Source organism: Lysinibacillus sp. FW12 (genome assembly GCF_050817245.1).
In the GTDB taxonomy this organism is placed as follows: Bacteria; Bacillota; Bacilli; order Bacillales_A; family Planococcaceae; genus Lysinibacillus; species Lysinibacillus irui.
In genome coordinates this window covers 562,200-576,466 of the sequence record NZ_CP139094.1, presented here as the reverse complement: position 1 = coordinate 576,466, position 14,267 = coordinate 562,200, and the positions used below count along the sequence as shown (strand labels likewise).

Below are 14,267 nucleotides of genomic sequence, written 5' to 3'. Positions count from 1 at the left end.
ATTTGATTAAGATTAGTCTTCGTGACGGCGTGGAGAACGAGAACGACCTTGTCCACCTTCACGACGTCCGCCTTCACGGCGACCACCTTCGCGACGGCTATTGCGGCGATCTCCACTGCGAGCATTGTCACGACGTCCGCCATAGCTACGGTTACTGCGGCCACGGTCACCACCACCACGATTATTGCTAGAACGTTCACGTCGCATTGGTAATGGACGTTCTTCTGTGATTGTTACCGGTGTATCATCTGGCTCTTTCGTTAACGAGCGAAGAGCAGCTGCCACAACATCAATTGCTTCATGATTTTCAAGTAATTCCGCTGCAAATGTGCGGTAATCACCTAAATTATTATTAGCAATAAGACCTTCAAGTGTTTCTACAGCTAAACGTTGTTGACCTTCTAATGCTTCATCAGATGTTGGTGGACGAAGTGGTGTCATACGTTTTTTCGTTGTTTCTTCTACAATACGTAAGTAACCCATTTCACGTGGAGTAACAAATGTTACAGCAAGACCTGATTTACCCGCACGGCCAGTACGTCCGATTCGGTGAACATAAGATTCTGGATCTTGAGGGATATCAAAGTTGTAAACATGTGTTACACCAGAAATATCAAGTCCACGAGCTGCTACATCTGTCGCAACAAGAATATCAATTTTATTTTCTTTAAATTGACGTAATACAGAGATACGCTTCGCCTGACTTAAATCACCATGAATACCTTCAGCTAAATATCCACGAATTGATAGGGCCTGTGCAAGCTCATCTACACGACGTTTTGTACGACCAAAAATAATCGCAAGCTCTGGCTGGTGAACATTTAAAAGACGAGATAAAATATCGAACTTTTCACGTTCAGCTGACTTAACAAAATATTGATCAATATTGTCTACAGTCAATTCTTTCGCTTTAATTTTCACAATTTCTGGATCGCGCATAAATGTTTCTGCAATTTTACGGATTGCTGGTGGCATTGTTGCTGAGAACAATAATGTTTGACGCTCAGCAGGCACGTTTTCTAAGATCGAATTAATATCATCGATAAAGCCCATGTTTAACATTTCATCTGCTTCATCTAATACTAATGTTTGAACATCTTCTAATTTTAACGTACGACGATTAATATGATCAATAATACGTCCTGGCGTACCAACAATGATTTGAGGTCTATTTTTCAGTGCACGAATTTGACGGCCAATTTCTTGACCTCCGTAAACTGATAATAATTTTACGCGTTTGTCATAACCAATTTTATATAGCTCTTCAGAAACTTGAATAGCTAACTCACGAGTTGGTGCGATGACTAACGCTTGAATATTAGGGTTTTTTGGATCGATTTTTTCAATTAGTGGAATCCCGAAAGCGGCAGTTTTACCAGTACCAGTTTGTGCTTGACCTAATACGTCACGGCCTTCAATCGCAAAACGAATAGTACCTTCTTGGATTGGTGTTGCTTCTTCAAATCCCATACGCTTTACTGAGCGTAATGTAGATTCGCTAATATTTAATTCTGAAAAATTTGTCAAACTTCTCAATCTCCTTTTTTTCCTTTTAAGTTGACAAATGGTTACATTTTCAGATGAAGTTGTCGGCAAATTCGAGCCTGTGTAGTGGAACGTTTCCGTTACTTAAAAATTTTCTCTACATGATAGTTCATATAGAGCTCTCTTATATGAAAAGGAAAGCCCGGTCTTTACCGAGCGGTTCGATTCTGTCGTAATTATTCACTTTAGAATAAAACCGTTATGTTTCAAAAAAAAGTACTCTTCAACCAAATATGAAGAGTCTTCGCACAAAATGTATCCATTGCTTACACTAGTCTAACATGGCTTTAAATCGTATGCAACGATAACGCATGAGTCGTAATAATCTGACTACTTTACTCACCCTTTAAAAACATTAAAACTTGAGGAAACCATTCAGAACAATCTTCCTCAAAACATATATGATGCTTACCTTTATCAGAAAAATACAAGTTTTTTTCTTTAGAGGATAATTCATCAAAGAGAAATTGTGCCGTCTGGTAGGGTACTATTCCATCCATTTTCCCTTGCACGATATAAACTGGAATTTGAATATGCTGATAATAAGGTTCCACCATTTTAACCAATTTCATAAATTCTATTGTTGACGCTAATGGTACATTGTTAAACTTATGTTGATAGCGTAAAAAAAGTTCATTATTCGTTAAATTATGATGATAGGCTTCAGAAGCTAACATTTTGAAATCCTTTACCAATTGTTTAGGGCTTACATATTTAGCAGCGGCACTCAGCAATACGAGCTTTTTTACTCTATAGCGCTTGGCCAAATATAACGCGATAATCCCTCCCATCGAAAAACCAACAATTATGACCTCATCAACTTTTTTTGCTAATGACCGGAAGGCGAGTTCAGCATCCATTAACCAATGCCTTGCAGTAAACCCACTCATATGTAATTCTTCTCCATGGCCTGATAATGTAGGCTCTTCAACTAACCAATCTGTATGTGCCCGTAAGTATGCTGTGAATGGCTCCACCTCATAAGGACCACCTGAAAAACCATGTATACTTAGTACACCTACTGACAACATCCTCACCTCGTTTAACAAAGATAAACTATATGAATAAATCGGTGGGTTTGATCCCACCGATTCATTAATACTATAATGCAAATGCTTTTAAAACTGTCTCCAATTTCATACCACGTGAGCCTTTCAGTAAAACGATAGAGGATTCATTTGCTTGCTTTAGCTTTTCAATAATAGCCGAATAATCATCTTCTACATACAGTAACCGTTGTGCATCAAAGCGCTCTTTTAATACTTTATAAAGATGTGCCATACGAGGACCAAATAAACAGATATAATCTATTTCCTGCTCATTTATATGCTCCGCTAGTTCTTCATGAAAACTTTGTTCATTTGGCCCTAGCTCTAACATGTCTCCTAATACAAGCCATTTTTCAGGACGAATAGTTGAAGTAGCCATAAATTGAATAGCGGCTTTCACCGAGGTTGGAGCTGCATTATAGGCATCGTTTATAAAGAGAGCACCATTCGATCCCTGTACTTGTTGCATTCTCATGTCTGTTAACACTACATGCTCTAAGGATGTACGAATTTGTTCATTGCTTAAACCAAGCTTATGAGAAATTAGCATCGCCACTAGTGTATTTTTCACTTGATGCTTGCCAAGAACTGAAATAAAGAAATCACCCTCAATTATACCGTGCGTTGTGAAGTTACTTCCATCTGCATTGGCATGAATATTCTCAGCATATAAAAGATTACTTTGGTCTAATCCAAATGGCACTGACTGTAAGTGTGACTCCTTAGCTACTAACTCCTGTAACAGTGGTTCGTCTCCATCATAGAATAAAAGGCCATCTTGCTGCATTCCTTGAATAATTTCAAACTTCGCTTTCGCAATACCTGCTCGTGATCCTAAATCTTGCATATGGGCTTCACCGATATTTGTTATAACTGTCATATGAGGACGAGCAAGCTTAGATAAAAATTCAATTTCCCCAAAACCACTCATACCCATTTCAAGGACAGCTACATCAGTATCTTCATCGAGCTGTAAAACTGTAATTGGTAAACCTAATTGATTATTAAAGTTCCCAATAGTCTTTTGTACTTTAAAAAATGGAGCAAGTGTCCCTGCTAAAATATCCTTTGTTGATGTTTTACCATTTGACCCTGTTATGCCTATAAATGTTGCTTTATGTTCGTTACGATACGCACGTGCCATTTCCTGCAAAGCTAACTCTGGGTCATCCACAAATAATAAAGGGACCCCTTCTGGTGGATTTGGCTCGTCTTTTTGCCATAGAGAAGCTCCAGCACCTTTCTCAAATGCTTGATTCACAAACTGATGCCCATTTGAATGCTCTCCACGGAATGGTACAAATAAATCGCCCTGTTGAATTGTTCTTGTATCAATGGATATACCTGATACAACTGTGTCACCAAAAACTGACACATCCTCATTTAACCATGCAGCTAATTGTTTTAATGTTTTTTTCACAATAATCCCACTCAGTCTTTTTTATAGTGAAGCTGTTGTTTTTCTTCAAAACGTTCAATCGCTAAGGTAATTAGACGATCAATCAGCTCTGGATAACTCACATTTGTATGTTGCCATAATAAAGGATACATACTGACAGGTGTAAAACCTGGCATTGTATTTACTTCATTGATAAAAATGCTATTATCTGCTGTTACAAAAAAGTCAGCACGAACTAATCCACTACCATCTATTGCTTTAAATGCACGTTTCGCCAGTTCCTTTAAGCTAGATACTGTTTCCATCGGAAGCTCAGCAGGAATAATTAATGCTGTGGAGCCGTCCTTATATTTCGAATCATAATCATAAAATTCAGTAACTGGTTTAATCTCACCTGGAACAGAAACTTCAGGATAATCATTTCCTAACACGGCTAATTCAACCTCTCGAGCAGTGATTCCTTGCTCAACTACAATTTTACGATCATATTGTAAGGCAACGTCAATTGCTTTTACTAATTCTTCACGGTTTATTGCTTTGCTAATTCCAACACTTGATCCTAAGTTTGCTGGCTTTACAAACATCGGCCAATTTAATTTTTCTTCACAGCGTTCAATAATTACCTGTTGCTCATTCTTCCATTCGCTACGAATAAAATACGTATAGGGCACCTGCGGTAACCCAGCAATTTCAAATAATTGCTTCATTACCACTTTATCCATACCAGCAGAAGATGCTAAAACACCATTCCCTACATACGGTAGATTTAGAACCTCAAGTAAACCTTGCACCGTTCCATCTTCACCATTTGTACCGTGTAGTAATGGGAAAATAACATCAAACTGCACCATCTTGCCATGCTTATCAATTAAAAAATCAGTAATATTATTCTCTAAAATTGTGGTTTCATCACCAAATTGTAATTCTTCAATTGTACTAACAGGTTTTTCTAAACGTTCACCACGTCGCCATTCCCCATCAGATGTAATGAAAATCGGATATACTTCATACTCCTCGAAATTCAAAGCTCCTGTAACTGCACGAGCTGTCGATAAGGACACCTCATGCTCCGCTGACTTTCCGCCGTATAATAAACCGATTCTTTTTTTCATTTTTGTGCCCTCCACATACTTCTTGAGTACTATTAGTTTATCATGAAACGTCTTGACAAATGACATAAAAATCTCACCGTAATTTTGACGGTGAGATTTGAGTGTACTTTTCAACGTTTATACCTTGGCCTCATTGCGTCTGGATTTTGTCCTGTCTAGATCCACACTTCAAAATCTATCACATCTGCCAACAGTTTATCTTCATTTGATTCAGATATAAAAACATCTGCCTTTATTATGAAGATTAAATAATATAAATCAATTCATCATGCTCCGTTTTCAATATGGTATTTAAGTCATCCCAAACTTCATCGGGAAAGGAATATTCTGATAGGTTACGAACTTCTATCCCGTAAGCTGCTTTTGGTTTTTCAATCCTATACAAAGATAATAACGCTCCATCTTTAGCAAAGGATCGATAAGAACGTAAAAAGTCGGGCGATATGGATGGAATACTCGATTTGACCTTTCGACGCCAAAAACCAGTACTCCGCTCCTTTTCACGAATTAAACTATTAAAAACATTTGCAACTAGTAAATCCGAATCACTTAAGTGCCGGAAATAGATTTTAGTCATTTTTTCTAAATCTGAAGAATAATAAACGAATCTATTTTGTAATTTGTTAAAAAATGCAGACGTAATCGGTTCTTTTTTATGACTTATGTAGAGCAGTTCTCCTTGTTCCATCGGTGTTAGATGATCTAGCCTCTTTTCGTCCATAAAATCAACCCAACACAATTCCTTCGATTCTGCTGATTTTTTCACAAAACGAGGAACCTCTTCTTCCAGTACATACTCAAACTGTGTATGCATATTAAAAGAACCGTCTTCATAGGAATGTTTTAATAACAGTAAGTGATGCAGTGGTTCAAGCGCAGCCACAAATTGCGAGAATTTTAACCCGCTAAAAATGACAAATTTATCGACATCGTTCATGTGAACATAAATATGATACATAAAATCATCAGCTGACTTTAATTTTTTAGCCACAACCATCACCCCATTCTTCAATACATTATAAGACTAAACATCATTTTTTTGAAACATTTTATGTTAATTGTCGTCACAACTATATACGCAGGCATAAAAGTGTTTTTTGCGTTATAATAGGAATGTTAAACATGCATTTGCATACAAATTTAAGACTACTCATTGAGTACAAGTATTTGCTTAAAATTCCATTGACAATATTCAAAGCAAATTGCAAGCTTATCAGTAGATGAAGGTTATTTTTTCACCAATACCTAACTCCTATAAATTGCTCTCTTCTTTGAACAATTATAAACGAAATAGGAAGAAACGCATCACATTTACTCATACTGAGATACTATTTTAATTTAGGTGGCTTTTATGGAAAATAAACGAAATTTCGCAAATCGTTTTGACTGGACCCTTGCTTTTATTCTTTTCACTTTTCTAGTCATTAGTTTGTTAGCTATTGCATCTGCACAAACATCAGGTCAGTATGGCATTAACTACGTACCAAAACAAATGCAATGGTATATAATTGGTGCCGTAATTATTGGCATTGTGATGTTTTTTGAACCAGATCAATACAAAAAAATGTCATGGTATATGTATGGAGCAGGGATTGCCTTATTGGTACTGCTTATTTTTATGCCTGAAGGAGAAGGCCAAATCGGTGCACCCGTTAATGGTGCTAAAAGCTGGTATCACACACCGATTGGAAATATTCAGCCTTCTGAGTTTATGAAAACCTTTTACATTTTAGCACTAGCACGATTGATAAGTAAGCATCATGAAGTTTATTCATTAAGATCTTTAAAAACTGATTTTTTACTACTTGGTAAAATCGGTATCACATTAATCGTACCTTTAGGGATTATTTTAAAACAGCCTGACCTTGGTTCAGCTCTTGTATTCTTAGCGATTACTGCAGCTCTCATCATTGTAGCGGGTATCTCTTGGAAAATCATTCTTCCTACATTTTTAGGTGGCGTGCTAGCAGGTGGTTCACTATTGTGGATGGCACTTTACATGCAGGATTTCCTTGAGAAAACATTTGGCTTTAAAGCTTACCAGTTTGCTCGAATTTACTCCTGGCTAGATCCCTATTCCTATTCATCTAGTGATGGCTATCATTTAATTACATCGTTAAATGCCATTGGGTCAGGTGAAATTTTTGGTAAAGGTTTTCGAAATCGAGAAGTATATGTAGCAGAAAACCATACCGATTTTATTTTCACAGTAATTGGTGAGGAATGGGGTTTTATTGGAGCTAGTATTGTTATTTGTATTTTCTTCTTATTAATTTATCACTTAACAAAAACAACACTCTTATTAAAAGATCCATTTTCAACATATGTTTGTGCTGGTATTATTGCTATGATTACCTTCCACGTTTTCGAAAATATAGGAATGACAATCCAATTATTACCTATTACAGGTATTCCGCTTCCGTTTATTAGCTACGGAGGAAGTTCTTTAATGGGAAATGCTTTAGCTATTGGTCTTGTCTTTAGTATGCGGTTCCACTATCGCACATACATGTTTACAACACATGATGAAGATGAATAAACATATAGAAAAAGGGAAGTCTCTTACATGGAGACTTCCCTTTTTCTATTGTAAACGAGTTAAGCTTGAACTTGCGGTGTCTGCGTTGGTGGTGTGAGCACTTTTAAAAGTTCTAGTCGAGACTTTGTTACAGTGGCTGTTACACCCAACTTAGATAAATTCGAAACAATCTTTTTCAAATCTACTTCTTTCGTCATACATTCCACCTCAATCTTTCCTCGATTTTATATAACGTTTTATTTACAAAAAAGTTTCATTTTTCTAAGAGTAGATGTCTGACAAATTTATCATAGCACTTAACTTACATAAAATTTTTTTCAATTTTGTTACATTGTAAATTTTTTATACCCATCACTCTTTACTATCAAACATATTTAAACTGCCCGAAGTGGCTTTATTTTATTCACTGACTTGCTCTTTTGTTTTAAGCGGCACCTCTTTCCTACCGATTCATTACTCATTATCCAAAGATCTCCCTCCACATTCTTGTAATCGCAAGATTAAGAAGGTTAGAATATACATATTGAAATATCGTATGAAAGCAGGGAACTGTATGAAGAAGGCAATTTTATTATTGATGTCTGTTCAATTCCTCGTCTATCTTGGATTTGGCATTATTATTCCTGTCTTACCAGAGGTGATTGTACAGCAAAATTGGCATGATCTCCACGTTGGTGGATTATTAACTGTCTACTCACTTGCAAGTTTTTTCACAGCACCATTTTGGGGCATGCTATCCGATAAGGTAGGGCGTAAACATTTAATTTTAACAGGTCTTGTTGGATTTAGCCTTAGCTTTGTTATTTTTTCATTATTTATTGATAACCTGACTATTTTGTATGTCTCTCGTATTATTGGTGGTTTATTTTCAGGAGCATTATATACAGCAGTAACAGGATTTATCGCAGATATGTCCAGTGAAGAGGATCGTAATAAATATATGGGCTTTATGGGCATGTCCATTGGTCTTGGTTTTATTTTCGGTCCAGCAATCGGTGGTATGCTAGGACATTATAGCTTGCAATTACCGTTTATCGCTTCCGCAATATTAATTGCACTATTATTTATTTATGCAAGTTTCGTCTTAAAAGAACCAGAAAAACGAAAAGATTCGAATAAACGTGCTATTGTGCCAAAAGGCGCTGGTAAAATGCTACAATACCGAGTGCGTTACCTCTTTCTGTTTTCATTTTTAGTAACCTTTATGCTAGCTGGTGTTGAGGCTACATTCCAATTATTCCAAATCGAAAAAATTCACATTACACCATTGCAAATTGGGTATTTATTTATGTTTAGTGGCTTTGTTGATGCTGCAATTCAAGGTGGCGTCGTTCGGCGTATAAAAAACGGTAGCGAGACAACCTGGTTAATCGGCGCACAAATTGTAACAGCTATAGGAATGCTTTTATTCACACTAACTACTAACCTTTTTATGGCTGGCCTAGCCCTTTGTGTCTTTACAGCTGGTAATGCACTTGCTAGAACATGTGTGGTATCGCTCTCCTCTAAAGAATCTGGAGGACAATATGGTACTGCCGCAGGGCTCTCCTATTCAATGGATAACTTAGGTCGTATTCTCGGCCCACTCTTTTTCACTTGGCTATTTACAGTACAAGCTAGTCTTGGTTATTATACTTCGGCAGTGATTGCTATTTTGTCGATAAGTCTTATTTATATATATAAGGCATCAAAAAAATCATTGCGTTATGAATAGTTTTGACTTCTACAGCACATTTCGTATTGCTAAGTCATGATTACAATTCTATGCAAGTGCTTATGTTTAAACAAGATTATCATGCACAATGCTTTCTCCCCTCTCCTGTTCTGATAGGATGAAGAAAATAGCTAGCCATGCTCTTATTTTTTAAATGGAGATATCAAGCTACTTCAAGCTGAAATGTGTTATCATTGGAGATTGGTTTTGGATTAGGACTTGATTAAGGTGTTGGAGTATCTTTGATCAGTTTCCGAGCTACGCCATTTCCATATGATCTAGCCATTTCGTATCTTCTTTCCTCTTTTGAAGTAGGCTATACTAAAGTATGTTGTTAACAATAGTAAAGGCAGGTGTAGGAATGAGCATTTTTACAGATATACAATATTTAGTCCCTTTAACTTTATTTTTTAATATTTTATTAGCTATGACCATCATTTTTTTAGAACGTAAAGATGCTACCTCTACTTGGGCGTGGATTCTCGTACTATTTTTCCTGCCATTAGCTGGATTTATTTTGTACCTATTACTCGGAAGACAGTTACGAAGAAAACATTTATTCCGTTGGGAAGGACGTAAGGATATTGGGATAGACAACCTTATTACTTACCAAATGGAAGCCATTCGTGATGAAACATTTGAATTTCGCATTGCAAATGCCGAAAACTATCAAGAGATGATTTACATGCACCTCAGAACAAATAATGCGGTATTAACCCAGGACAACCATCTAGATATTTTTGACGATGGTGCCGATAAATTTGAACAACTCCTTAAAGATATTGAAGCAGCAAAAGATCATATTCACATTCAATATTATATCTTCCGCCTAGATAACTTAGGTACTCGTATCGTCAATGCACTAACTAAAAAAGCAAAGCAAGGTGTCAAGGTACGTCTTCTCTACGATGAGATGGGGTCACGTAATGTGAAAAAGCGCAATTTTAAGGAATTGCTTAATGCTGGTGGTGAAGTAGAAGTTTTCTTCCCCTCTATTTTGCCACTCCTTAATCCCCGCCTAAATTTTAGAAATCACCGAAAAATAGTTGTCATTGATGGCCGAATTGGCTATATTGGAGGCTTTAATGTCGGTGATGAATACCTAGGGTTACAGAAAAAGTTTGGTTACTGGAGAGACACTCACTTACGCATTGAGGGAAGTGCCGTACATCCTTTGCAAACACGTTTTTTACTTGATTGGAACCAAGCAAGTGCACAACAAAAAATGGGTTACTCTGATCGTTACTTCCCTGCGATTCCTAAAAAAGGAGACGTTGGCTTACAAATTGTTTCAAGCGGACCAGATTCGGACTGGGAACAAATTAAGATCGGTTATTTAAAACTCATTAACATGGCTCAAAAATATATATACATTCAGACACCTTATTTTATTCCCGATGTAAGTTTTTTAGATGCCATTAAAATTGCTACGTTATCTGGCATTGATGTACGTATTATGATTCCTAATAAACCTGACCACATGTTTGTTTATTGGGCGACTTATTCCTATGTAGGACAGTTATTACGTGCTGGAGCGAAAGTATACATTTATGAAAAAGGCTTTATCCATGCAAAAGCCATCATTATTGATGACGAGGCATCCTCTGTCGGAACAGCTAATATCGATGTACGAAGCTTCAGTCTTAATTTTGAAGTCAATGCCTTTATTTATGATGCCAATATATCGCACCAACTTGCAGAGCTGTTTGAAAAGGATATTTTTGATTGTACGGAATTAACATGGGAAATGTACAAAAACCGCTCAGCACTTATTAAATTTAAAGAATCCATTTCTCGTTTATTAACACCTATTTTATAAAATAGAAAAAGGAAGAGAGCTAGTTCTTATAGAACCACTCCTCTTCCTTTTTTTATTTAACGCCCAAATATTCTTCTAACGTAATATTTTGTTTTGCAATCTCTTTTGCAATATCTTTGCCCACATAGCGATAATGCCACGACTCATACATATAACCTGTGATGTTTTCTTTATTTTGCGGGAATCGAAGAATAAAACCATAGTCTTGGGCATGAGCAAATAGCCATTGTCCTGCCGGTGTTTCTCCAAATTCTTCTGTCAGCCATAAATCTTCTTTTCCGCGCTCGCCTATATCGAACGCTAAACCTGTTTGGTGCTCCGAATAGCCTGGACGGGCACTATATCGATCTGCAGCTGCTTGTCCATCACGTTTAACATAGTTTTCATAAAGCGTTGTTTGATATTCAAATGATCGGTAACCACTAAATGCGACTAAATCAAACCCTTGTTGCTTGGCAGCAGCTAACATCTGATTTAGCGCTTGTTGTGCTTCTGGATTTTCCTCAGGTGCAAAAGTTGAAGGAAGCGGATAAATTTTATTCGCTAGCAGAACGCCCTTTATATAAGTTGGTTCAGTAGGTAATGTTTGATTTGGTAGATAGCCATTTTCATCAGGTTGTTGCTCTGGCTTTGCAGGTGTTTCTGGTTTTTCTTTAACTGGCTTCTCTGTTGCAGTAGAATCTTTCTCTGAATTATTTGTTTCTGTTGTTTTTGGTTGCTCATCCGCTGCATTATTAACTTGATTATTTTTATAGTTATAAACTACAAAAATAGCAACAATTAAAGCGATAGAAATGCAAGCACCAAGGATAAGCGGAAGACGATTGTTTTTCACTATTTATGCCCCTTTAATAATTATCAGGTATCCCAACGGATGATTTTTAAAAGGTTCATCCTGAAATACCGATTTTATTATATTACCTGTTTGATATAATCTCATTTTAGCACTGTTCACATTTTTAAGTGCAATTTTCCCACGCAAATCTTTACAGTTTAGTCTGTTAGAATAATGACAAATACTATTATAGAAGCTATGGCGAAAAAAATTGCCATATACTTCATCCATTTCGACTCTTTTACATAGCCCTGCTCTTCAAAACTCTTTGCTCTAAACCCGTTCGATAAGGTAAACATAATTGTCATTGCCAATACCGCAAAATTAAATTTCCCCATTATTATAAATACTAGTGCCGCAATACTAAAAATTGCAACAAAAATTGATGATAGCCACTTTCTGTTCATCTTGCTGTCCTCCTAAAAAAATCGAGGCAACAGAAGCGCCTCGACAACAATGAATTTATGATTTTGCTTTTTCGGGATGCTCCGAATAATATTTACGTCCAATATATGTTTGAATAATCAACAATGCACCACTGACAGACCAATATAGTGGTAGGGCCGCCATTGAAGACATCGAGATAAAGACAATCATAATTGGTGAAATATAAATAAACATTTTCATTTGAGCCTTTTGTTGTTCAGGTACAGTCCATAATGATACACGAGCTTGAACTAGATAAACAATCCCTGCAATAATGGTCATAACAATATCAGGTGAACCTAAGCTAAACCATAAAAACTCATGTGATTTTACATCTGTAGAATACAAAATCGAGAAATAAAGACCCATAATAATTGGCATTTGAATCAACATCGGTAAGCAACCCATATTGAGCGGATTAATGCCATGCTTTTGATACAGAGCCATCATTTCTTGTTGATATTGTGTTTGCTCTTCTTTCGTTTTAGCTTCTTTCATTTTTTTCTGAACAGCTTCCATTTCAGGTTTAAACGCATCCATTTTCGTTTTCATCAATTGTTGTTGACGATAGTTTTTCAACATAATCGGCATTAAGATTAAACGAATAAGAACTGTTATCGCAATGATTGCTAAACCATAGCTTCCTGAAAAAATATCATTCCCGAAAAATTCCAGTAAAAACTCCATAGGTTTTACAAAGATACTGTAGAAAAAACCTTCTTTGTTTTGCACAGCTTGACAGCCACTAAGAACAAAAACAGCCAGTCCAAGCATTGAAAATAGCTTCCAATTTTTCATTTTTCCACCTACTATTATTTATCAACTACTGTGAAGTATACCTTATAGGGTCTATCTTTATCAAATAGCAAGTGCTACTAATTCTCGTCACCATTCCATAAATTAATTCATAAAAAAGATGCGAGTTTTAGCTATGCTAATACGTTCGCACCTTTTCTTGTTCTATGCTCAATGTTTTAAACATTTAGTAATTCAGTCTCTGCCATTTCAAAACGGTAAAATTCATGATGTAGTTCATCTCTAAAATGCTTAGGCGTTACCCCAGTATATTTTTTGAAAATACGAGTAAAATAACTTTGATTACAAAAATGGAATTGATCGGAGATAGAAGTAATACTCTTGTTGGTATGTCGTAAGTAGTATTGTGATTCTTCTACACGTCGCACGTTTAAATACTCTACTAATGTAATGCCAACGTGTTCTCTAAAAATACGTGATAAGTGACTCGTACTTATATGAAAATTGTTAGCGATACTTTCCACTGTTAAATCATTTTCAAGCTCGTCATTTATATACATGATCACTTTGTTGACAGTTTGATGTCGGAAAGTCGGTTGTTTGCGATCTGCAATAAAGTAGACAAAGAAATCAATTAAATCATCAGCAAATTGTAAAAACTCTGCATCTTTCATTTGATTTTCTATCATATCGTTACAAGCAATATTAAAAGCAAAAGCTTTTTTCGAAGGCACTTGATTGTCCAGCAATTTACGGGCCACAATGGAGGACAAAACGGAAAAATAACTTCGAACAATTTTTATGACCTGCTTGCCAAAACGTATTGAAAGAATATCAATTAATTCATGCAAAGATTTTTTAGCTTTGGCAGATTCTAAATGGTAAATTTCAAAAATTAATTTCGACTCAATATTAAAAAATTCTTCGACACCGATATATTGATTAATATTATCGATTTCTTGGAAGTATCTTTTTGAAATCGTTTCTGACATAGAATGTTGATGTAGTTGCATAATCTTCCCCATCTTTCCTCAGAGTACACGAATTGCATGACAAAATTTGACACCAATCCT

At 36.1% G+C, this 14,267-nt stretch carries 13 protein-coding genes; 3 read left to right on the top strand and 10 right to left on the bottom strand.

The genetic code is table 11. The features are described 5' to 3' along the window. Positions 1-12 precede the first annotated feature (12 nt). The 5 genes from SJW71_RS03010 to SJW71_RS02990 form a co-directional block, all read right to left on the bottom strand. The gene (locus tag SJW71_RS03010) at positions 13-1,527 is read right to left on the bottom strand and encodes a DEAD/DEAH box helicase (RefSeq protein ID WP_274794686.1); all 1,515 of its coding nucleotides are present in this window, start codon (positions 1,525-1,527) and stop codon (positions 13-15) included. A gap of 353 nt (positions 1,528-1,880) precedes the next feature. Continuing rightward, on the bottom strand, positions 1,881-2,573 hold the full coding sequence (locus SJW71_RS03005) for an alpha/beta hydrolase (RefSeq protein WP_274797387.1): 693 nt from the start codon (positions 2,571-2,573) through the stop codon (positions 1,881-1,883). 73 nt (positions 2,574-2,646) lie between these two features. After that, complete coding sequence (locus SJW71_RS03000) at positions 2,647-4,014, bottom strand: UDP-N-acetylmuramoyl-tripeptide--D-alanyl-D-alanine ligase (protein WP_431811734.1); 1,368 nt, start codon at positions 4,012-4,014, stop codon at positions 2,647-2,649. An 11-nt stretch (positions 4,015-4,025) separates the two neighbouring features. Further along, a complete protein-coding gene (locus tag SJW71_RS02995) occupies positions 4,026-5,105 on the bottom strand; it encodes a D-alanine--D-alanine ligase (RefSeq protein ID WP_274794688.1) in 1,080 nt (359 codons plus the stop codon). Between the two features lie 244 nt (positions 5,106-5,349). Continuing rightward, positions 5,350-6,102, bottom strand: a complete 753-nt coding sequence (locus SJW71_RS02990) for a hypothetical protein (RefSeq protein ID WP_274794689.1) — start codon at positions 6,100-6,102, stop codon at positions 5,350-5,352. Between the two features lie 354 nt (positions 6,103-6,456). Between SJW71_RS02990 and SJW71_RS02985 the strand changes: the two genes are divergently transcribed. Continuing rightward, a complete protein-coding gene (locus SJW71_RS02985) occupies positions 6,457-7,644 on the top strand; it encodes an FtsW/RodA/SpoVE family cell cycle protein (protein ID WP_274794690.1) in 1,188 nt (395 codons plus the stop codon). Positions 7,645-7,703: 59 nt separating this feature from the next. On the opposite strand, the gene SJW71_RS02980 is transcribed toward SJW71_RS02985, so the two are convergent. Further along, positions 7,704-7,841 (bottom strand): Lmo0850 family protein, encoded by a 138-nt coding sequence (locus SJW71_RS02980; protein WP_004232019.1) that lies wholly within the window; start codon positions 7,839-7,841, stop codon positions 7,704-7,706. Between the two features lie 356 nt (positions 7,842-8,197). Here SJW71_RS02980 and SJW71_RS02975 point away from each other — a divergent pair, with 356 nt between their 5' ends. Beyond that, the gene (locus SJW71_RS02975) at positions 8,198-9,358 is read left to right on the top strand and encodes an MFS transporter (protein ID WP_274794691.1); all 1,161 of its coding nucleotides are present in this window, start codon (positions 8,198-8,200) and stop codon (positions 9,356-9,358) included. A gap of 361 nt (positions 9,359-9,719) precedes the next feature. Continuing rightward, on the top strand, positions 9,720-11,177 hold the full coding sequence (gene cls / locus SJW71_RS02970) for a cardiolipin synthase (RefSeq protein ID WP_274797388.1): 1,458 nt from the start codon (positions 9,720-9,722) through the stop codon (positions 11,175-11,177). Between the two features lie 52 nt (positions 11,178-11,229). On the opposite strand, the gene SJW71_RS02965 is transcribed toward cls, so the two are convergent. The 4 genes from SJW71_RS02965 to SJW71_RS02950 all read right to left on the bottom strand — a co-directional run bounded on the left by SJW71_RS02965 (position 11,230) and on the right by SJW71_RS02950 (position 14,207). Next, positions 11,230-12,012, bottom strand: a complete 783-nt coding sequence (locus SJW71_RS02965; protein ID WP_431811733.1) for a M15 family metallopeptidase — start codon at positions 12,010-12,012, stop codon at positions 11,230-11,232. A gap of 158 nt (positions 12,013-12,170) precedes the next feature. Next, the gene (locus SJW71_RS02960) at positions 12,171-12,419 is read right to left on the bottom strand and encodes a hypothetical protein (protein WP_274794693.1); all 249 of its coding nucleotides are present in this window, start codon (positions 12,417-12,419) and stop codon (positions 12,171-12,173) included. Between the two features lie 55 nt (positions 12,420-12,474). Next, positions 12,475-13,236: a membrane protein insertase YidC gene (yidC, locus tag SJW71_RS02955; RefSeq protein ID WP_274794694.1), complete on the bottom strand. Its 762-nt coding sequence runs from the start codon at positions 13,234-13,236 to the stop codon at positions 12,475-12,477. 176 nt (positions 13,237-13,412) lie between these two features. After that, the gene (locus SJW71_RS02950; RefSeq protein ID WP_274794695.1) at positions 13,413-14,207 is read right to left on the bottom strand and encodes a helix-turn-helix transcriptional regulator; all 795 of its coding nucleotides are present in this window, start codon (positions 14,205-14,207) and stop codon (positions 13,413-13,415) included. Positions 14,208-14,267 lie beyond the last annotated feature (60 nt).